Annotated in this window: 12 protein-coding genes; 1 reads left to right on the top strand and 11 read right to left on the bottom strand. The window is 60.8% G+C overall.

Going from position 1 to position 21,108, the window contains the following annotated elements; translation table 11 throughout:
- Positions 1–2: 2 nt before the first annotated feature.
- The 11 genes from PUQ42_RS01045 to PUQ42_RS00995 all read right to left on the bottom strand — a co-directional run bounded on the left by PUQ42_RS01045 (position 3) and on the right by PUQ42_RS00995 (position 20,368).
- The gene (locus tag PUQ42_RS01045; RefSeq protein ID WP_087404009.1) at positions 3–1,520 is read right to left on the bottom strand and encodes a 2-isopropylmalate synthase; all 1,518 of its coding nucleotides are present in this window, start codon (positions 1,518–1,520) and stop codon (positions 3–5) included.
- Between the two features lie 334 nt (positions 1,521–1,854).
- A complete protein-coding gene (locus tag PUQ42_RS01040; RefSeq protein ID WP_273370156.1) occupies positions 1,855–4,119 on the bottom strand; it encodes a S46 family peptidase in 2,265 nt (754 codons plus the stop codon).
- 120 nt (positions 4,120–4,239) lie between these two features.
- A complete protein-coding gene (locus tag PUQ42_RS01035) occupies positions 4,240–6,216 on the bottom strand; it encodes a 4Fe-4S binding protein (RefSeq protein ID WP_273370153.1) in 1,977 nt (658 codons plus the stop codon).
- 50 nt (positions 6,217–6,266) lie between these two features.
- Complete coding sequence (locus PUQ42_RS01030) at positions 6,267–7,817, bottom strand: fimbrillin family protein (protein WP_273370150.1); 1,551 nt, start codon at positions 7,815–7,817, stop codon at positions 6,267–6,269.
- A gap of 19 nt (positions 7,818–7,836) precedes the next feature.
- Positions 7,837–9,333, bottom strand: a complete 1,497-nt coding sequence (locus tag PUQ42_RS01025) for a DUF6850 family outer membrane beta-barrel protein (protein WP_273370149.1) — start codon at positions 9,331–9,333, stop codon at positions 7,837–7,839.
- Positions 9,330–10,559, bottom strand: coding sequence for a DUF4876 domain-containing protein (locus PUQ42_RS01020; RefSeq protein ID WP_273370146.1), 1,230 nt, complete (start codon positions 10,557–10,559; stop codon positions 9,330–9,332). Before PUQ42_RS01020 ends, PUQ42_RS01025 begins: the two co-directional genes overlap by 4 nt.
- Before the next feature lie 5 nt (positions 10,560–10,564).
- Complete coding sequence (locus tag PUQ42_RS01015; protein WP_122120656.1) at positions 10,565–13,402, bottom strand: TonB-dependent receptor; 2,838 nt, start codon at positions 13,400–13,402, stop codon at positions 10,565–10,567.
- Positions 13,403–13,717: 315 nt separating this feature from the next.
- Entirely contained in the window at positions 13,718–14,824 is a 1,107-nt protein-coding gene (gene ald / locus PUQ42_RS01010) for an alanine dehydrogenase (RefSeq protein WP_273370142.1), read from the bottom strand.
- Positions 14,825–14,911: 87 nt separating this feature from the next.
- Complete coding sequence (locus tag PUQ42_RS01005) at positions 14,912–17,350, bottom strand: TonB-dependent receptor (RefSeq protein WP_273370139.1); 2,439 nt, start codon at positions 17,348–17,350, stop codon at positions 14,912–14,914.
- Positions 17,351–17,433: 83 nt separating this feature from the next.
- Entirely contained in the window at positions 17,434–18,510 is a 1,077-nt protein-coding gene (locus PUQ42_RS01000) for a porin (protein ID WP_420534942.1), read from the bottom strand.
- Positions 18,511–18,916: 406 nt separating this feature from the next.
- Complete coding sequence (locus tag PUQ42_RS00995) at positions 18,917–20,368, bottom strand: aminoacyl-histidine dipeptidase (protein ID WP_122120651.1); 1,452 nt, start codon at positions 20,366–20,368, stop codon at positions 18,917–18,919.
- 64 nt (positions 20,369–20,432) lie between these two features.
- On the opposite strand from PUQ42_RS00995, the gene ispF reads away from it, so the two are divergent.
- Positions 20,433–20,915, top strand: a complete 483-nt coding sequence (ispF, locus tag PUQ42_RS00990; RefSeq protein WP_273370132.1) for a 2-C-methyl-D-erythritol 2,4-cyclodiphosphate synthase — start codon at positions 20,433–20,435, stop codon at positions 20,913–20,915.
- The last annotated feature ends 193 nt before the right edge of the window (positions 20,916–21,108 follow it).

Below are 21,108 nucleotides of genomic sequence, written 5' to 3'. Positions count from 1 at the left end.
AGCTACTCCTCCCCTTTACGTTCCGTCACGTTCAGCGCCCGCAGTGCATCGAGGAAGGCCTCGATCGACGCCCGAGTCGTATCCGTATGCGCGGCAAAGCCGTGAACCGTCCGCGAGCCGCACTGGACCTGCACATGAACCCGGCCCACGTCGTTCGAGCCCCGCGTGATGGCCTGCATCAGAAACTCCGTCAGCACGACCTTCTCGTTGATGAGCTTCTTGATCGCCGTAACGGCCGCATCGACCGGTCCGTTGCCCGTCCCGATCGCCATCCGCTCGTGGTCGCCGAACTTCAGTACCACCGTGGCCGTCGGAACCAGCGTACCGGTGGTCACCTGCAGGAACTTCAGCGCAATGGACTGCTGCTTCATCCGGTCGATGTCGCCCACCAGATACAGCAGGTCGTAGTCGTGGATCTCCTTCTTGCGGTCTGCCAGCGCCAGGAACTTCTCGTAGGTGGCGTCCAGCTCCTCCGGCGTGAGGTCGTAGCCCAGCAGCTCGAGCCGGTGGACCAGTGCCGCACGCCCGCTCCGCGCCGTAAGCGCAATGACCGATTCGTTCAGCCCGATATCGTGCGGATCGATGATCTCGTACGTCTGCCGGTCCTTCAGCACCCCGTCCTGGTGGATGCCCGACGAGTGCGCGAAGGCATTCCGCCCGACAATCGCCTTGTTCGGCTGGACGGGCATGTTCATCAGGCTCGACACCAGGTGCGAGGCCTTGGTGATCAGCTGTGAGCGGATCCCCGTGTCGATATCCACATCCTTGTGGCAGCGGAGCGTCATGACCACCTCCTCCAGCGAGGTGTTGCCAGCCCGTTCGCCGATGCCGTTGATCGTCACCTCGGCCTGCCGGGCCCCGTTCAGAATGCCGCTCAGCGTGTTGGCCGTCGCCATGCCCAGGTCGTTGTGGCAGTGCGTCGAAAGAATCGCTCGGTCGATATTGGGCACGTGCTCCATCAGGTAGCGGATCTTGGCCCCGTATTCGTCCGGAAGGCAGTAGCCTGTCGTATCGGGGATGTTCACCACCGTCGCCCCCGCAGCAATCACCGCCTCGACGACCCGCGCCAGGTACTCCGTATCGGCCCGGCCCGCATCCTCGGCGTAGAACTCCACGTCCTCGACGTAGCGTTTGGCATACTTCACCGCCGCAATGGCCCGCTCGTAGATCTCATCCGGCGTCGAGCGAAGCTTGTCGTAGATGTGCTGCGGCGACACCCCGATCCCCGTATGGATCCGTTTGCGTTTGGCCAGCCGCAAGGCGTCGGCCGCTACGTCGATATCCTTCTCCACGGCCCGCGTCAGCGCGCAGATCGTCGGCTCCGAGACCGCTTTCGAGATCTCAAGCACCGAATTGAAATCGCCCGGACTCGAGATCGGAAAGCCCGCCTCGATCACATCCACTCCAAGGGCCTCCAGCAGTTTGGCTACCTCGATCTTCTCCGTCGTGTTCAACTGGCATCCGGGAACCTGTTCCCCGTCGCGCAGGGTCGTGTCGAAAATGTACAGTCTTTCGCTCATACTCGATACGTCGTATTTAATGGGTAAAAATTTCAGTGACGCAGCCTCACGATCGCCGTGCTGCATACGCCACCGTTCTTCTATTTTTTCGCCCGTAGATTACAATCCGTAACCTAAAGACGCTTTTTTACGATTGTTTCAGCCAAGAACCGCCCTCCACCCTATCACTCCAGAATCAAAGCCCGTTCATAACGCGCTCGTTCTTTGGCAAATATAATCATTTTTTAAGATTTTCAAAAACAAATCCGCAAAATATCGATCCGTTACATCACCTCACGGACAAAAAACGGGACTGCGAACCCGCAGTCCCGTTAACATTCGGCTCCGGAATGGCCTACTTTTCAAACGTCAGCTCGTCGAGCAGCCACGTCGCTCCGGCATACTTCTCGATCACCCACATCACGTAGCGGATGTCGACGCAGACCGTCTTGGCCAGCTCCGGATGGAACCACACGTCGCCGGCCATCGACTCGCGGTTGCCGTCGAAGGCCAGACCCACCAGACGGCCCCGGGCATCGAGAACCGGACTGCCTGAATTGCCGCCCGTAATGTCGTGGTTGGTCAGGAAATCGACGTAGAGCGTCCCCTTCTCGCCCCAACGACCCCAGTCCCGGGCCGCCAGAAGCTGTCGCAGATGGTCGTCGACCCGGTATTCATACTGTCCGGGATTGTACTTCTCCATGTAGCCCGCCGTCGTCGAGCGCGAATCGTAGTGCACTCCGTCCGAGGGCGAAACCGGGCCCACCGTGCCATAGGTCAGGCGCATCGTCGAGTTGGCGTTCGGGTACTGGAGGATCCCCTCCGAGTCCCGGAAATCGTAGAGCAGATCGGCATAGATCGACTCGAGGCGCATCACGTAGTTGCCCCCCAGCATCCGACCCATACCTTTGCCCTTGCCACGACCCATGCCGGGGCCCTTGCCACGACCCTCGCCCCGGAAGGCGCCGTAGCCGCAGCAGGCTTCGTGCTCAGCCCGGTTGACACAGTGGGTGAAGGTCTGCACCGGAACCGATTCGGTCAGTGCTACCAGCGGATCCTGCTGGATTTCGGCAACCGAACGGTCGCAGGCAAAGTAGGCGTCAAAGCGGTCGGCCGACGAGCAGAACGATGCATCGAAAGCTGCACGCGCCATGCGGTCGGCATCGCCGCCCGCCGCATCGTACTGCCGGCAGAGCGCTTCTCCCCACATCTCGCGCGGAACACTTGCCGTAAAGTTCACCGCCATGCGGGCGAACAAATCGCGATCCGTCGCCGGATCATAGTTCTTGCGCAGGCGGAAGCCCGCACGCAGTACGCCGGCAACGTCCTCGTCCGAACGACGCAGCGAATCGCGATGCGTACGCTCGAGTTTGCCCAGATAGGAGGCTACCCGATTGGCCGTCAACAGCGCCTCGCTCGGACCCAGCCATGCCTCGCGGAAGTAGTTCAGCGCCACCTCGGCGTCGCGGCGCTTCGCGTAGCCCGCCGAAAGGTACTCCAGCAGATCGCCATACTGCGCCCGCCGCGCCGAATCGGCGTCGATCCACGCCTGAAGGCGCTCCTCTTCGGCTCGGCGGATCGACGACACGCCGAACCGTTGCAGGCAGCGGGTCTCCCACTTGGCGTAGTCGGCGTAGTTGCTCAGCGAGAAGAAGGCATCGGAATAGGCCATCCGAACCAGCGGATCCCGCTCCATGTGGCGCCGGATGATGTCCATGCGCTCCTGGCGGTTCTGGACCACCACCGGATTCTTGACGTACTGCTTCTCATCAATGGCATACGACGAGGCGTAGCGGTTCGTGCGGCCCGGGAAGCCCAGGATCATCTGGAAATCGCCGTCGTGGACTCCCCCCGTCGCAATCCGCAGCACCGTGCGCGGTTTGAGAGGAACGTTCTCCGCTGCGTACTCCGCCGGACGGCCGTCCGGAGCCGTATAGACCCGGTAGAGGGCGAAATCTCCCTTGTGCTGCGGCCAGCCCCAGTTGTCGTAGTCGCCGCCGAAGGCTCCGATCGAAACCGGAGGCGCACCAACCAGACGCACGTCACGGTAAACCTCATAGTAGAACATCTGGTAGAGTTTGCCGCCCCACATCGACATGCACGAAACTTCAAGGTCGGTCGTCGCGGCGTACTTCTTCTCGATCTCCGAGTAGACCCGACGCATCGACATCGGACCCCATTTCCCTTCGTTTCGGAGGCGCGTCTTGATCGCCTCGACCTCCGCCGTCACATCCTCGATCCGACGCAGAAACGACACCGTCTTGCCCGGTACGGGAATCTCCTCCCCGCGCGTCCGCGCCCAGAAGCCCGTCTCCAGGTAGTTGTGCTCCTCGGTCGAAAGAGCGCAGATGTCACTGTAGGCCACGTGGTGGTTCGTGATCATCAGCCCCTCGTCCGAAATCATGCTTCCGGTACCCATGCCTCCGTCAACGGCAACCACCGCATCCGACAATGCCGGAGTCTGCTCGTCGTAGATGGCCGAAGCCTTCAGCTTCAGACCCTCGGCTCGCATCCGGGGGTAGATCTTCCCCAGATCGGTCATCAGCCACATCCCTTCGTCGGCCCGTACCGACTGAAGGATCGTCAACAGCGCCAGGGCGCCCGTAATCCATCTCTTCATGTTGTCTCTTTTTCGCTTGTTGTCTGCTTTCTCCTCATCGCAGAAGCGACACACGCCCCTTGATGCCCCCATCGGGCCCGGGTGTGTGTCGCTTTGCTGCGGTTTACCGGTATCGGAACACTACTTCGTAGCTGCCGCGGCGGCCGGTTCCTCGACCGTGTGGCCCTCAACCGTGAACTTCAGCCGCGGTGCCGACTCCTGGAACGTGCCGTCGGCCATGCGAAGCGTCCACTTCTCGGCCTGGAAAATCTCCTTCCAGATCCGCGCATCGTCCCACATCGACTTCACGTAGTGCAGTCGCATCACCGGTACGGTGTCGCGAAGCACGAAGTCCAGCGACGTGATGCCATCCTGGCACGACAGAAAACTCTTGAAATAGGGGAACGTACGGCGGATAAGCGGCTTCTCGATGCTCGGGAACTCCATCTCGTAGACCGCCTTCGGGAAGGCCGCGTCGTCGCCCCACTTCTCCTGGTTGGCCACGAAGCGTCCGTTCATCTCCTCGATCTCGCGGAACATCACCTGGGCAAACTCCTCGCGCGAAACCTCTCCCGTCCACTCGAAGCTCTTCAGCACCGTGTGCATCGGGATCGTCTTCTCACCCTCCTTCATCGGAATGATCAGCTCCCTGGCATCGATTGCCTCGGCCATCTGCTTCTCGGTAATCGTCACCGACGGATCCGTATAGACCGTCACCGCTACCGGGCAGGCAAACTCCGACGTGAAGCCGTAGATACCCTCGATTTTCTGGAGCACCATGCCGAAATAGACCATGTCCATCCGGTCGTGGAGCCCCTCAACGCCCAACTGCAGCACCCGCAGCGTCGGCACATCGGCCGTCGGCATGGCATACTTGCGCATCGTCGGCGTAAAGATCGCCTCCTGGATCTTCACCGTATCGGTCTTCGCCGGGTCATAGAGAATCTCGACGCCGTGGTGACGGACATACGTCTTCACGCCATAGACGCCCGGCACCGTCTGCATCTTGGCCGAGAAGGCCTTCGACGAGCCGTAGCACTTCACCGTCTGCAGCCCCTGCATCTCGTAGGTCGTCAGGTTCTCGACCTTCTCATAGTCACCCCACTTCTCGTCGATGGTCGGAAGTTCCAGCGTGTTGCCCAGCCACAGCGCTATGGCAAACAGTACCACCGTCAGAATACCCGGCACCCAGCGCAGCGACCGCCGCCCGTTGAACTGAAGCGCATCCTGCGAACACGACGAAATGCACTGTCCGCACATCGTACAGTCGACATGCTTCACCTTCCCGAGATCCTGCACGCGGATCCCGTAGGGGCACTTCTTCGTGCAGAGTCCGCACCCGTTGCAGGCCTCCGCATCACGCACGACGTACATCAGCGGGAAGGTGCAGCTGCGCAGCTTGATCATCTCGATCAGGTAGGCCGCCAGGCACGTCGCACCGATGATCCACGGCCAGCTCCCCTCGATTCCCGTCAGTCCGAGAATCCACGCTACAACCGCGGCGGCCAGCAGCAGCCACGTGAACTTGAAGATGTTGCTCGCGGCGCCCAGCGGGCAAATGTACTTGCACCAGAACATCTTCACCACAAAACCGCCCAGCAGAAGCAGCACAAGGCTCGTGATGGACATCCAGAGGACGATCTCGCCCTTGAAGCCCGTGGCCACAGCGTAGTAGGGATCCAGCTGCTTGCAGAACAGCTCGCTCGACGAAAGCGTGTTGTAGAGAATCGTGAACAGCAGCACGTATTTCACGACGCGCAAGGCGCGGTCGGCAATGCTCCCCGGACGGATCTCAACCTGTACGTGCAGCTTCTTGCCCACGCGGCCCATCGCTTCACCCACGGTACCTACCGGGCAGAGGTAGCCGCAGAAGAGTTTCGAGAAGAGGATCACCCCGACGGCCAGCACCAGCCCCATCATGATCTGAAGCATCGACATCGAGCAGGCCAGCGAATTGTTGACCACATAGGTGCCGAAGGCCTGCAGTCCGCCGAACGGACAATACTTCTCCACGTCAACCGCCTTGTCGGCAAACGTGCTCCAAAGCACCGTGACCACAATGGCGGCCAGAACGCCCCATTGCAGCACGTGTTTCAGGTAATTGGGTTTTCTTTTCATGAATCGTTAATAGTGTTGTGTGTGTTGTCTTTGCCTGTTCAGCCCCGGTGCTACTCCGCATCCTTGATACAACGGACCGGGACTCCGCAGAAGCCGCTGTTGTAGGCGACCGTCACGCGGTTATAGGTGTCATTATAGGTAATCATAGCCGCGAAATACTGGATATTCTTGATGCCGCTCATCGCATCGCCTGCCGTATTATAGGTGATCTGGTAGGCCGTCGATCCGGCATAGTAGCCCATACCGTAGGCCGTATCATCAGCCTTGGATACCGACGCCATATAAGCAGGCGTTGCAGTCGCATTATTGGCGTTGATATAACCACAGCCCGAGAAGTTGAAGCCGTCTTCGTTGAGCTTGACCATCGAACCGCCGTTCTGGGCCGCATCATAATAGGGAGCCGTCGGATCGGAAAGTCCGCCCGAACCGGCTCCGGCCAGTTTCATCCATTCATCCTTCGTCGGGATGTGCCAGCCGTCGGGGCAAATACCCTGAGCACCCTCCTTCGTATTGTAGTTCTCCGCCGTCAGCTCGCCATCCAGACCCAGCAGCACCGGATAGCTGTACAACAGGCCGTTCGTCTCGGCCAGATCCGGATCGACCTCCTTGTCCAGGTTGCACGGGTACCATACACCGTTGCCATCGGCCGGATTGCTCGAAATGCTCTTGCCTTCGGGTACGTAGCGCAGGTTCTCGGCCATCCACGTCCGGCCGTCCTTCAGCGTCACGATCTTGTACTTCACGCCGCCCCACTCAACCGTGGCAGCTTCGCTCGTGCCCTGACCCTCGGTCGGGATCTCTTCGGCATCCTCCCAGCCCTCGATCGGACCTTCCATCGCAATCTCCATGTTGGTCGGCTTGACACGAACCGTTACCGGGTAGCTCTTGCCGCCCTCGAGTTCCGTCTCGCTGTAGCTCTGCGAACGCGTGCCCTCGGCCGTCGTCACCGTTACGCTGAACTTCGCCGACTGCGGAACTACCAATGCGTAGTACTTCGAATTGGCCGTCACCTCACGCGCCGTAATGTCCTGCGTCGCAGCATCCGACTTGACCGTCACCGTATTGGCCGCGGCGTCGATCACGGCCGTGCCGATCGTCCCCGTCACCACAAGCTGCGTCACCGGGAAGTCCGTCTCGTTGTCGATCGTGAAGACCAGACGCGACATCTTGTGGCGGAAGGTCATCCCCACGGCATTCTTCGTTGGGTAGACGCCCGTCTTCAGGGCCGTCATCAGGTCCGAAGCATCGTAGCCGTCACCTCCCTGGTCGGCCTTCACCGTAAACTCCGAAGGTGCCGGATCCGAATAGGGATAGTAGGCAAATAACGTCGCCGGGGCATTCACATCTTCGTACCACAGCAGACTCTCCTCGCCCGCAAAGCGGCTGTCACTGCCGTAGACAAACTTGCGGTTGGTCACGTAGGCCTCCGCTGCCGTCGTCACCGTTACGCCAATCGCATCCCCCGTCTCGAAATCCACCTCCGTGGCTCGCGTGATCGTCGGATCGATCGTCAACTGCATCGGACCCGAAGGCCCGCTCTCCTCCTTCGAACAGGCCACCACCATCGCAGCAGCCACTGCCATCGTCAGAATCCTTTTCATAAGCGTCTGTTTTTATCGGTTAAAAATTATATCCTACGCCCAGTGTCGCCCGAACCCGGTTGGGTTGCGACACGTAATGCACGTCAAATCCATGCTCGTAGCGCGCCGACAGGTCGATATAGAACCGCCGGATGTTGCGCCGCACGCCCGCTCCGGCCCCAACCCGCGGCATCGTCCAGTATTCGTTCTCGCAGTTGTAGAAGTCGGTCAGCTGCATCGGGTATTCACCCGGCCGGGCCGGCGACTCGCCCAGTTCCTCCCGTTCGCTGAAACCGCCCCGCCGGAAATCAGCCGCAAGGGTCAGCTCCCACGCCCCGAAGCGGTAAAGCCACGTACTCCAGACCATCGTCCACTGCAGCCGCTGACCCCGCGTCTGCGGGTACATCAGCGTCGACTCGCGGTTCAGATCCGTATGGCTTATACCCACACGCCAGTCCATGCGTGTCGTCGTCCATTCGTATTCGGCGCTCAGGTCGAGCCGCTTGCGTCCGAAAATCGGCGTCGAGCCGTGCAGGTGAGGGGTCGAAACGCCGTTGACCGACTCGTAGGTGAGGATGTTCTCGCGGTTGGCAAGCGACTCCCACTCCATACCGAGTCGTACGTAGTGGAGGTCGGACGCCTCGCCGAGGGTCAGCACACCGTTTGCCGTCACCCGATCGGCATCGTATTCGTGCCAGATCGCACCGCCCTCGCCCGTGTGCCCCTGCCGGTTGCGGTAGGCCGCATCCACGTAGAGAGGACCGTACTGAAGCTGGAGCCCCGCACCCTGGGTCGTCTCGCGGATCGGGAAGCCCGTCACGCCCGACGTCGTCAGGTGAAGGTCGTTGCTCTCCCACAACTGCAGCGTTCCGTAGCGAAGTCCCCGGTCAAAAAAGGCCTGGTACGATTCCGGCGTTGAGCCGATCTCCTCGGCCTCGATCTTCTCGTTGTCGATCCCGACGATATAGGCCGCGCCCACGGCAAAACGTTCCGAACGATACATCACGCCCGGCGAAAACTCGAAGTCCAGACGCGTGTTCTTGTGGCGGAGGTCCTTGCGCTTGGCGTAGTTGCGCGCCTCGAACGAGACGTTCAGTCCCACCAGCCACCGCCGGGTCAGCTCGGCAGAAAGCCCCGCACGGAAGTTATAGCTCTCACGAACCTTCCGTCCCGGCGTGAACTCCACGATATCAACCGGATAGTAGCCCGGGACGGTAAACATCGACCCGCACATGTTCCGGCCGTCGAAATAGTCGTAGTTGAAGCCACCGGCAAACGAAATCCGGTTCAGGTGGCGGATCGATTCCGTACGCACCCCGGCGTTCCAGCTGTTGTCCGACGACGAAGGGTCCGTCAGCCCGCCGTTCTCCTTCGTGAAGTAGGCCTCCGCGTAGGAGTGGCTCACGCTGTCCTGACGAAGCCCCGCCGCGTTGACCGACCCGTTCCACGCATTGCGCCGGAAGGTCTCTTCAAAGCGATCCTGCGCCACGGCTCCCGTGGCGGCGATCAGAAGCAGTATGGTTACAATCCGTCTCATAAGCCCTCTCGCAGCGATTGTGTCTCCCGCTCATAGAAGTCGTTCGACGAGTTGTTCGTATCGTAGTAGACGTCGAAACCGGCCGTCGCCGTCGTCGTCTCGTTCAGCCTCCGGTGGAGCGTATGCCCCTGCGACATGGCCGAGAACTCCACGCCCGCAGCGTCGATGTCGGAACGCAGCCGCTTGGTCCGTGCCGCCCCCGTCTTGTCGATCACCTCAACACCGTCGATGACCCAGTCCCACGGAATCTTCGTATAGAGCAGCGATCCGTCCTGCGTCTCCGAATCCTTCGACGCCAGATACGACGTCAGATCATACCCCTCCGGGGCCCGGAAGATGATGATCGCCGGCGAATTGTTCGATATCACATAGGCGCTGCTCTTGCCCGTCTTCTTGAGCATCTTCAGGTAGTGCGCCTCGTCGATCTGGTCGCCCGGAGCCGGCGTCGGGTAGGTCGTCGTTCCCGGATAGTTCAGCAGATCGTAGAGGACGAAATAGCCCTTGCGGTTCAGATTCACCGACATCGAGTAGGTCTGCGTATGATCCACGCCGTGGTAGGCGATCACCGCATCATCGCCCGGTGCCAGCGGATAATCCTCCCCGCTGCCCGGGAACTGCCAGACGCAGTCCGGAACCGGAGCGAAATCCTGGAAAACCAGATTGCCCGTCGCATCGGTCGTCGTCCACGGGTTGTTCGTCGCCGACGAGTTATAGGGCGCTACGGTACTCAGACACAATCCATCGAGATATTGCGTCTCAAACGAATTGTTGTGCAGGATGATGTACTTGTCGTTGGTATAGGTTCCCGTCGAGGGGTAATCCTGCGGGCAGCCGCCCGAGTAGATCTCCTTGATGATGACCGTACCCGGCTTGGAGTACGACAGTGCAACGGTCAGGTTCTGGTCCCCGGACGAAAGATCCACCAGCTCCACCGAACCGTTGAAAACCGACTCTTCATCGGCAAGGTCCAGCACCGAAAGCTTGTAGTGGCCCGCCGAAACGCGGAAATCCGCAGCCCCCGCAGCATCGGTCAGCGCCGTATAGACATTGCCCGAATTGCGGTCGGAAAGAGTCACCGCAACACCCTCGCGCAGGTAGTCCGCATACTCCTCCGGGTAGCTCACCGCCACATGCAGGCTGCGGACCGAACGCCCGTAGGGATCACTTCCGAACGACGTGCAGGCCGCCGAAAACATCACAAAACAGATAAGTGTCAGCTTCTTCATCGTCGTCAGAATTTGAGGCGTACCGTCAGGCCGTAGTAGAACGACGGGGTGAAGACCACCCGTACTCCCGTCGCATAGGAGCGCATGAACGGTCGCGAATTGGTGAAGTTATTGGCGTAGAACGAAATCGACACATGGTCGCCGATCTCCTTCGTTATGCTCAGATTGGCCGAAAAATAGGGGTCGTAGCCATCTTCGTTAAAGGCGTACGTGTTGGCCGAACGCAGCAGCAGCGACGCAAAATCGGGATTGTTCCGCTCGGCATCCGTAAAGGGATGCCGCTCGCCCGACTGGTCGATATAGGCAATCGGCCAGATGGCCGTATAGCTGTTGCCGTCGTAGATGCTCCCGCCCGTCGGATTGCGGTTCTCGTCGACGTTGAAGGCGTACTCCTCGCCGTTATACTCCGAAAGGTGCTGCGAACGCTTAAGAAGCGACGCCTCCAGCCGCAGCGAGATGATCATCCGGATCGACGGCAGGTGCGTCGTCGCCGTCAGGTTCGCATCCAGGGAGTGGGTCTTCGTGCCGTTGTAGGTGATCGTCGAGTTGCTCCCGTTGTCGGCGTAGATGCCCACGTAGGGGTAGAAGTTTCCGCCCGTCGTGACACTCGGATAGTACCACGCCTCACCCGTATTGATGTACTTCGTATAGCCATAGGCTCCGTCGAGCCGAAGCTGCGTCCGCAGGGGCCGGATCTCCGGAAAGTCGAAGACAAACTCCAGTCCCATGCGGTCGACCGGCGATCCGTTGCTCTGGTAGGTGTTCCGAACAAAGGTCTGCTTGTCGCTCCCCGTCATCAGGATCCATCCCTGCGACAGGTTGTCCGCATCGCGGATAAACATCTCGCCCGTCTGGCTGTCCACCTTGAAGAGCGGATGGGTCGGCATCGTGAAGGGTTCGCCGTCCGGCGTGGTCGTCGGCAGCGAACTCAGCCGGTAGGTATAGGGTTCGTACTCGTTCTTGAGCTCAAAGGGGTATTTCGTGCGGTTGAAGTAGCCAACCAGCGAAATCGACGTCCCGCCGATGCGCAGATCGACACCCACCTCCGAATTGCGGTTCCGCTGCCAACGCAGGTCGGGATTGTACATGATCTCATAGGGCCGCGTGTGGAAAACGTAGAGGCTCTGGCCGCCGTACGAAACGCCGTAGACCTGACGGTCGAGATAGTTCGGGTCCGGGTAGAGAATCTTGAACGACGGCAGTTTGTCGGTCAGACCCCACCCGCCGCGGATCGTCAGCCAGTCCGTAATGCGGTACTTCAGGTTCAGTCGCGGAGAGAGGCTCTGCGTCTTGTCGTAGCGCGACCCCTTGATGAAGGTCTTCTCCGCACGCAGTCCCGCCATCAGCTGCACCGATCCGCTGCCCACGGGCAGTGTCAGCGTCTCCTCAAGGTAGGCCGCCAGATTGTGCATGTACGGAATGTCGGTATAGGGCCGAGGACGGTAGCCGTTCGGCGCCAGCGCCGGATCCTCGTAGTAGGCCCCCTGGCCCACGTTGCCGTCGGCTCGCCACGATACGCCCACCTTGGCATTGCTGTGAATGTCTCCCCAACTGCGGATCCACGTCGCCTTGAGATTGGCCGCATAGTCCAGCTCCTTCGAATCGACACACTGCGTCGTATAGTAGGTCGACGGAAGCAGGTCCGCTACAAAGTAACCCTCGTCCGTCGCGTGGACCGCCGGACTCATCGTCGAACTCGTATTATAGGTATGGATCCGCGTAAGATTGTCCGCATAGTTGATCGAGGCGTCGAAATCCACACTCGTGATCGCCTTGCGGTTGAGCAGCCACTTGAGCGACGTATTGGCCCGCAGGGCATTGTCTCGGTCCTTCTCCCACTCGCCAGCCTGCACGTCGGGATCATCCTCCGAGTTCATGCCGCCCACGTTGGCCGAAACCCCGAAATCAAAGCGCAGCACCTTCGCAAAGGTATTCTGGTAGTTGAGCGAAAGCCCCGTGCGCGAATAGGAGGTATAGGGCGAGGTCGGATTCTTCGTCGCCCGCGTATACTCGATGTTCGAATTCAGCACTCCGCGGTCGTCGCCCAGATCAAAACCCTTCGAGGCGGCAATCTGCTTGGTCCGCGGATTGGTCGAGAGAACCAGCATGTAGGGCGTGCGACCCTTGCGCGTCGAGATCTTCACCATACCCGACGAAATATCCCCGTACTCGGCCGACGGAACGCCCGTGATCACCTCGACCGATTCGATCGACGTCGAGGAGATGTTGCGTGTACTGACGCCCGTCAGGTCCCCCAGCGAAGCGTTGGTCGACAGGCGTACGCCATCCACCTCTACGGCCGTTCCGAACGAGGCATTGCCCGCCGTCGAACCGCCGTCGCGCAGCGAAAAAGTGTTGTTCTCCATCAGGTCCGGATTCACCGTCTTGCCGCCAGGAAGCAGCGTCGAGATGTCCGACACGTTGACCATCTGCAGGTGGTTGATGGCATTCCCCTCGATCGTACGCGAGGTCGCCATGGCGTTGGTCGCCTCACGCGCCGTAACCACCACACTCTCCAGCTTGAGGTTGTCCTCCGGGGCGTAGAGGCACAACGAATCCAGGTCGCGGTGAACCTCAACCTCCGTAAGCGTCGTCACGTAGCCCAGGCACGAGACCGAAAAGAGCACCTTGCCCGCCGGTACGTTCTTCACCGAAAAGTTTCCCTCGTTGTCCGCTACGGCCCACAAACCCGCCTTCGGAAGCTCCACGACGGCCAGCCCGATCGGGGTCGGTTTCTTTCCCCCCCCCTTGACCAGTACGCGTCCCGACACGTTGTATTGCTGTGCAATTAAGGCAGTCGGTAATGCCCAAAACAATACCAACAGGAGTAGATATCGTCTCATAATAGCCTAACTAACACTACAAATATATAAAAAAAGCGCATGATATTCTTTTTATCAACTCTTTTTTCAGATATACAGACCCTTTCTTAAATTTATTAAACAAAACAAAGACAGCATAACGGACAGATATTCCGTCAGATAAAACATTTCCCAAAGGACGATCGGAACGGATACGCCAATCGGGGAAATACGCAAAAAAATAAGCCGGAAATTCCGGCATCAAAGGCTTTGAGGCCATGGAGCTTTGAGGTCCTGAGTCTTTGGGGGCCATGGGGCTCAAAGACTCAGGACCTCAGACATTCAGTTTTCTCGGATTCAGAGGCTCAGAGGCTCGCAGGAAAGCCCCCAGGCCTCGGCTACCGGCCGGTAGACCACCTTGCCCGAAACCACGTTCAGCCCCAGCGCCAGCTCCGCATTCTCACGCGCGGCCCGCTGCCAGCCCTTGTCGGCCAATTGCAGCACGTAGGGAAGCGTTGCGTTGGTCAGCGCCAGCGTCGAGGTCCGCGGCACGGCCCCCGGAATATTCGCCACGCAATAGTGCAGAATACCGTCCACGTAGTAGACCGGATCCTCGTGCGTCGTCGGGCGCGACGTCTCGAAGCACCCTCCCTGGTCAATCGCAACGTCCACCATCACCGTTCCCGGCTCCATCAGTTTCAACATGTCGCGCGTCACGAGTTTCGGAGCCTTCGCCCCAGGAATCAAAACCGAACCGATCACCAGATCGGCATGACGCAGCTCCTCGCGGATGTTATACTCCGACGACATGAGCGTCTTGACGTTCTTCGGCATCACGTCGGCCAGATAGGTCAGGCGCTGCAGCGAAATGTCGCAGATCGTCACGTCGGCTCCCGTGCCCGCCGCCGTACGCGCCGCAGCCGTCCCGACAACACCCGCTCCGATCACGAAGACCTTCGCCGGCTTCACGCCCGGAACACCTCCCAGCAGTACGCCCTTGCCTCCACGCGGCTTCTCCAGGAAATAACACCCCTCCTGTGCCGCCATGCGCCCGGCAACCTCCGACATCGGAATCAGCAGCGGCAGCGACCGGTCCGCACGCTCGACCGTCTCATAGGCGCAGCACACGGCCCCGCTGTCGATCATCGCATGGGTCAGCGCCTCGCTGCTCGCAAAGTGAAAATAGGTGAAGACCAGCTGGTCGCGACGGATGAGTTTGTACTCCGGGGCAATCGGCTCCTTGACCTTCACGATCATCTCCGCCGTGGCGTAGACATCCTCGATCGTGGGCAGAAGCTCCGCCCCGACGGCCGTATAGGCCGAGTCGGCAAATCCGCTGTTCTCTCCGGCCGTAGCCTGCACATACACCTTGTGTCCCCGCTTGACGAGCTCCTGGGCGCCCGCCGGGGTCAGAGCAACGCGGTTCTCGTTGTTCTTGATCTCTTTTGGAATACCGACAATCATGGGTTTGAAGTTTTTAAGGTTTTTGCCTCTCAAAATACGAAATCGTCAGCTAATTCCAAAAAAAATTCCGACAATATGACCGATCTCTCAGAATCGGCAGGAGACCGTCACGTAGAACGACCGCGGTGGCACGTAGCTGTAACGCGTCGCCTGCGGCGTGTAGAAGGTCGCATCGCCGCTCCGGATCCGCCGCACGCGCAGCGATTCGTAACCGCTGTAGACCATATCGGAATCGCCCAGCAGATTGCGAAGCAGCAGCGCCACAGTCAGCCGCGAACGCTCGAACCAGAAGCTCCTGAAGAGCGATGCATCGAGCGTGAAGGCATCCGGCAGCCGCTCCTGGCGCGTGAAGGCAGCGAAGGCTTCCTGCGTGATGCCGCCCTGGCCGGCCAGCCGATCGGTACGCCGTAGCGCCATCGGCTCGACGTAGCGCTCCGCGGCATACCCCGCCGAGGTGTGGATCCCCCACCCCCGACGCCCGAACCACGAAAGTTCGGCCGAGGCGGTCACGGCAGGAGCCCCGCCTACCCGGCATCCGCCCATCCGGCTCGCCGAACCCCGGTCGACCGGCGTATTGTCCACGTCGGAGAGCACCTCAACACGCGGATCCCGGACATACCGATAACTCCCCGCCGAGGCCGCAAGCGTCAGCCGCCAACGATCCGACAGACGAATCTCCGCTGCCGTCTCGATACCCAGACTCCGAATTCCGATCCCGGTGACGGCCAAGTCGCAATAGACGTAGGACATGTCGTCGTAATAGCGGAGAGTCTGCGAACCGTCGAGCCGCAACAACGCAAAAAGCGACGTCTGAAGGTTGACGGTCGGGCCCGTCAGGCGGTAGGTCAACTCGGCGCCATATGTGCGCCCGGCCTTTGCATCGGTGAGCGTGCGGTTGTTGTAGAGCGGCTGGTAGAAGAGATCTTCGGCGTCGGGGATCTCCGCTGCGGCCAGCAGCGACAGCTCGACGTAGTGGCGCGGCGTGAAGGCCCAACCGCCCGAGAATTTCAGCCGGTAGGGCGAAAAGCGCATGACCCGTGAGCGTCCGAAGGACTGGCTGCCCGGAAAGAGCTCCTTCTCGTAGTGGCCCCGGCGGCTGACGGCCCCGCTACCGACAGCCAGCAGCACCTCGCCCCGAAAGCGGTCCGAACGGTAGTCGGCCTGCAGATACACCTCGGCCGAGCGCGTGGTGAGCGAATAGTCATAGGCGAAGCGGTCACCCCGACGGATCTTCCGGTCGGGATGGCGCAGGTCGTTCTGAAGCAGCGTGCCGTAGGTGTCGTCGTCGACCAGAAACTGGTCGATATCCGTGAGGTAGTCCGCCTCGAGCAGATCGCGCATCTGCTTGTAGTTGCGGCGGTCGTCGAGTTGCAGCTGCGCCCCGTAGCGAAGCGTCAGGCGACGTTCGGCCTCCGTCGTGAAGCTGAGATGAAGCGTCGCGTCCCAAAGCCGCTCGACTCGGTCCTCCAGCGCATAGACCGCCTCGCCGCCCGCCATGCGGTTCTCGCGGATCAGTTCGTCCCAGTCGATCTGCGTATAACGGGGATCCCGCGTCAGCCACGCCTGCTCGGTGGCCCGGTCGCCCGTATAGCTCGGCAGGTAGCGGTAGTTGTCCGGCATCGGCGTGCGCGCGTCGTACCACCCCAGCATGCTGTAGCGGCTCTTGCCCGCCTCAACGCCCGCCGAGGCCGAAAGCCGCGTTGAAGCGGTGAGCTGCCGCTCCCACACGGCCGCGGCCAGCGGAAGCGTCTCGCGCCGGACCCGCGAATTGCGCACCCGGCCGTCCTGATAGCCCCAGGCGGGATTATAGAGCCGGTCGCCCGTCAGCTGAAAGGCCTCCTCCGAGGTCGTGAGGCGGGTGCCCCGCACGGAGGTCGGGACGATGCAGACGAGCGAAAGTTCGCCCTGCTTATCCCAGCGGCGCGTCAAGCGCACTCCCGCGGTCAGGGCATTCGTGAAGACCCCCTCGACGTGCAGGTCCCGGCCCGTGCGGAAGTCCGCGGCGGCCGTCAGTTGCCAGCCGTGACCCAGGCGGCGGGTGGCCGCCACACGCGAACCGAAACGGTAGTTGCGGTCGGAGAAGCGCACCGAAACCAGATAGGGCTGGAGCGGTTCGCCGGCCGGAAAGTGGAGCTGCGTCGTGGAGACGGCGCCCCCGAAAGGGGCCGGTGAGCTCTGAAGTCCCGCAATACGCTGCTCCTCGGCGCCCAGCAGACGCATCAGCCCGAGATAATGATAGGAGATGTCGATTCCGGAAAGCTGCGTCCGTTCCGACGCATAGCCGCACCCCCGACGGGCAAGGGCCACTCCCGGAAGCGTAAAATCGGTGGAGATGCCATAGAGATCCGCCGGACCCTGAATCGCCCGGTAGAAGAGTGTCGTATCGGTCTGGAGCCGAACAGGTCGCTCCTCCCGCCCGGCATAGGGATAATATGCATCGTCGGGATGCTGCTGGGCCGCGGACGTCATGGGGTATGACAACCCCACCATGACGATGGCCAGCAGAGAAAAATGCCCGTTCGACATATTCCGAAAAACTTTTTCATATACAAAGATAGTGAAATATGTCAATTGCGGAAATATTCTGCACGGTTTCTGCCGCCCCGGAATCAGAAGCGAACCATGAACTCCGCTACGAACTTGTCCTGCTCGGAGAGGTCCGGCTCAGCCGTCGGACGATAGAAGTAGGCCTCATAGTTGACGCGGATGTCGGCCCGGAAGGGAAGACCCAGGCTGAAGGTCAGACCGCCGGTCACCCGGTGGCGTTCGGGATCGTCGGCAAGCAGCACGCCTCCCGCTCCGGCAATACCCGTGCTGTGGTCCGACATATAGTCGTAGCGCGCCAGCACCGAAATCTGGCGCAGCGCCCGGCTTCGCAGCGGAAAGTTCCGGCACACGAAGGCATCCACGACATTCACCCCGGGGAAGGCCTCCGATGCGTAGTTCTTGCGCAGGTACTCCCCCTCGATGTGCCACAGGCTATTCTCGTAGTAGGCGCCGATGTCGTACATGTGGATGTCGACCAGATCCGGGTGGGTCTTCTGGATGCTCAGCGAAAGGTTCACCCGCTCGGCAAAGCGGAAGCGCGCCTTGGCCGAATAGTTGAACGACCGCGTCCAGTAGTCCTTCTGATTGGTCAGCCCCGAGCCGTTGAAGAGCCCCCCTTCGAGCGTCACCGGAACCCGCCGGCCGAAGCTCCACGCCAGCGTCGCACCCACGTCACGCACGTTGCCCGCCTGTTTGGCAATGAACGAGCGGTTGGCAAAGTACTGTTCGTGGGGCGAGCGGTGGGCGTCGATCGTAAAGGGTACGCGCATCTGGCCGATCGTGAACCGCAGACGCCGCTGCAGCAGGTTCAACCGTGCGTAGGCATCCAGCATCTTGATCGAACCCTCGTCCGAAAGGTCAATCTCCGCCTTGTAGTTCACCAGCGGAGTCACCTGGCCCGAAAGGCTGAAGCGTGCGTTGCGCACCTCGAAGCGGCTCTTCCCCAGGTCGGGCTGGTACTCGAATTTCGCCCGCACCGTTCCGTGGAGCTGCACCGTGAAGGTCGGCTCCTTGACCGCCGAAGCCGGGGCCGATGCGGACGAAGCCGCAGGGGCTGCAGGGGCCGTGGCAGAAATCGCAGATGCCCGAGCAGTCGGAGTCGTCGGAACATCGGCGGTCGGGGAAACCGAAACGGGCATGGCGGCCGCAGAGAGGGTGGAGACGTCCGAAGGTGCGGGAACCGCAGAAGACGAAGACTCCGTACGCAGTGAATCCGGCGCGGCAGGGCTCAGAACGGGAGTCGTGGCGGGGCCTGTGACGGGGCTTGCAGCGGGACCTGCAACGGGGTCTATGACAGGACTGGCAGCGAGACCTGCAACGGGGCTTGCGGCTTCGGCCGCAGGGATCAAAAGAAACGAAGCCAGAATCAGGGAGAGGATGGATCTCTTCATGGACGTTACTTGTTGTGTCGGCAAAGGTCTGAAACAGTTGTTGCAACACCGTAACACGGCGGTTAGATTTCCGTAACACGCCCCGCCGGAAACAAGCAGGCCCCGGTCCGATCGGCCGGGGTCCCGCATCGTATGGGAATTCACGCCGCCGGCGTCAGAGCGTCCGAAGCGTCTCGCAAAGCAGCTGCCAGAACTTCATGACCGTAGAGATCTCCAGCCGCTCGTCGGGCGAGTGGACACCCCGCAGCGTCGGACCGAACGACACCATCTCCAGATCGGGATACTTCTCCAGGAAGAGCCCGCACTCCAGTCCGGCGTGGATCGCACGAACCTTCGGATCCGTGGCGAAAAGACGCCGGTAGGCCTCCTCGGTCACCTTCAGCAGGTGCGACGTCGGATTCGGCGTCCAGCCCGGATAGCCGTCCGAATGGGCCACGTCGGCTCCCGCCAGCGCGAAGACCGACTCGACCATCTGCATCACGTAGGTCTTGGCACTCTCGACCGACGAGCGCTGCGACGAGGTCACCACGATGCGGTCGCGACCCTCGAACTTCACCGAAGCCAGGTTCGTCGACGTCTCCACCAGACCCGGAACCGCAAACGACATGGCTACCACGCCGTTCGGAACCCCAACCAGCGAGTAGACCAGTCCGAACTGCGTCCGCGCGTCGAGCACCTCCTCCACCTCGGGCATCTCGTTGAGCGTAATCTTGAAATTCGGCTCCCGGAAACGGAACTCCGCCTCGAGATCCGCCGCAAAGAGCCGGTAGCGTTTCTCGAAATCGCCCTTCAGACGCGTCGGAACTCCGAAGATGGCGTAAGCCTCACGCGGAATCGCATTGCGCAGGTTGCCGCCGCTGAAATAGCTCAGCCGCAGCTCGCACGACTGCATCCCGTCCCACAGCAGACGCGCCACCATCTTGTTCGAATTGACACGGCCCTTGTCGATGTCGTCACCCGAGTGGCCGCCCAGCAGATCCGAGACATCCACACGGAAGAACGAATAGTTCTTCGGGGCCGGCTCCATCGTACAGTGAAACGTGGCAATGGTGTCGATGCCGCCGGCGCAACCGATGAAAAGCTCGCCCTCGTCCTCCGAATCGAGGTTGATGAGGTATTTGCCCGTGAGCATCCCCTCGCCCAGCTCGAAGGCTCCGGTGAGGCCCGTCTCCTCGTCGACGGTGAACAGCGCCTCAAGCGGTCCGTGCTGCACCTCCGCGTCGAGCAGCACGGCCAGCGCCGCCGCCATGCCGATGCCGCAGTCGGCGCCCAGTGTCGTCCCTTCGGCCTTCACCCACTCGCCGTCGATGCGCGTGCGGATCGGGTCGTTCTCGAAGTCGAACTCCACGTCCGAATTCTTCTCGCACACCATATCCATGTGCGACTGAAGAATCACCGCCGGACGATCCTCATAGCCCGGCGTCGCCGGCTTGCGCATCACCACGTTGCCGATGGCATCCTTCTGATACTCGATCCCGTGTTCCTGGGCGAAACGAACCAGAAAATCGATGATCTTGCCCTCCTTCTTCGAGGGGCGCGGTACCTGGGTGATGGCGTCGAACTGCTCCCATACCAGGCGCGGTTCAAGGGTTGAGATTGCTGACATAGGTTTCTTGTATTTTTGCAAAGTTACACTTTTTTCCCTATTTTGGCAACCAAAATTGCACGTTATGACGGATTTCAGAATCGGACACGGATATGATGTCCATGCGCTGGCCGACGGGCTGCGCCTCGTTTTGGGAGGAGTGGAGATCCCTCACTCGAAGGGTTGCGTCGCCCATTCGGACGGCGATGTGGCCATTCACGCCCTGTGTGACGCCCTGCTCGGTGCCGCCGCCCTTGGTGACATTGGCCTCCATTTCCCCGACACGTCGGACGAGTTCCGCGGAATTGACTCCCGCCGACTGCTGCGCCGCGTCGCGGAGATGGTCCGCGAAAAGGGCTATCAGATCGGAAATGTCGACTGCACCATCCGCATGCAGCGACCCAAACTGCGCCCCTACATCGACCGCATGCGCGAAACTCTGGCCGCCGACATGGGCATCGACCCGGACCGCGTCTCGGTCAAGGCCACGACCACCGAACGGCTCGGATTCGAAGGACGCGAAGAGGGCGTCTCGGTCTCGGCCGTGGCACTCATCTTCCGAAATTGAAGCACAAAAAAACGAATCGACGGAGCCCGTCGAATGGGTATACACCGAGACCGGCAAGACGCTGGCCGTCACCTTCCCGAAGGCCGACGGCGACCGGAAAACCTATACCGTGGAGGAGCTCTCCGAATCGCAGCTGGTTCTCGTCCAGCACACCATTCAGCCGGAATACAGCTACGAATACTACAACCGGGAG

Origin of the sequence: Alistipes megaguti (assembly GCF_944320325.1) — a bacterium.
GTDB lineage: Bacteria > Bacteroidota > Bacteroidia > Bacteroidales > Rikenellaceae > Alistipes > Alistipes megaguti.
Note: the sequence above shows the minus strand (reverse complement) of the source record. Positions and strands in the feature narration are given on the sequence as shown.

What these genes read in the sequence shown, in the direction of transcription:
- PUQ42_RS01040 (WP_273370156.1), bottom strand. Translation starts at nt 4,119, where the DNA reads ATGAAGAGATGGATTACGGGCGCCCTGGCGCTGTTGACGATCCTTCAG.
- PUQ42_RS01005 (WP_273370139.1), bottom strand. Translation starts at nt 17,350, where the DNA reads ATGTCGAACGGGCATTTTTCTCTGCTGGCCATCGTCATGGTGGGGTTG.
- ald (WP_273370142.1), bottom strand. Translation starts at nt 14,824, where the DNA reads ATGATTGTCGGTATTCCAAAAGAGATCAAGAACAACGAGAACCGCGTT.
- PUQ42_RS01000 (WP_420534942.1), bottom strand. Translation starts at nt 18,510, where the DNA reads ATGCCCGTTTCGGTTTCCCCGACCGCCGATGTTCCGACGACTCCGACT.
- ispF (WP_273370132.1), top strand. Translation starts at nt 20,433, where the DNA reads ATGACGGATTTCAGAATCGGACACGGATATGATGTCCATGCGCTGGCC.
- PUQ42_RS01015 (WP_122120656.1), bottom strand. Translation starts at nt 13,402, where the DNA reads ATGAGACGATATCTACTCCTGTTGGTATTGTTTTGGGCATTACCGACT.
- PUQ42_RS01020 (WP_273370146.1), bottom strand. Translation starts at nt 10,559, where the DNA reads ATGAAGAAGCTGACACTTATCTGTTTTGTGATGTTTTCGGCGGCCTGC.
- PUQ42_RS00995 (WP_122120651.1), bottom strand. Translation starts at nt 20,368, where the DNA reads ATGTCAGCAATCTCAACCCTTGAACCGCGCCTGGTATGGGAGCAGTTC.
- PUQ42_RS01025 (WP_273370149.1), bottom strand. Translation starts at nt 9,333, where the DNA reads ATGAGACGGATTGTAACCATACTGCTTCTGATCGCCGCCACGGGAGCC.
- PUQ42_RS01030 (WP_273370150.1), bottom strand. Translation starts at nt 7,817, where the DNA reads ATGAAAAGGATTCTGACGATGGCAGTGGCTGCTGCGATGGTGGTGGCC.
- PUQ42_RS01035 (WP_273370153.1), bottom strand. Translation starts at nt 6,216, where the DNA reads ATGAAAAGAAAACCCAATTACCTGAAACACGTGCTGCAATGGGGCGTT.
- PUQ42_RS01045 (WP_087404009.1), bottom strand. Translation starts at nt 1,520, where the DNA reads ATGAGCGAAAGACTGTACATTTTCGACACGACCCTGCGCGACGGGGAA.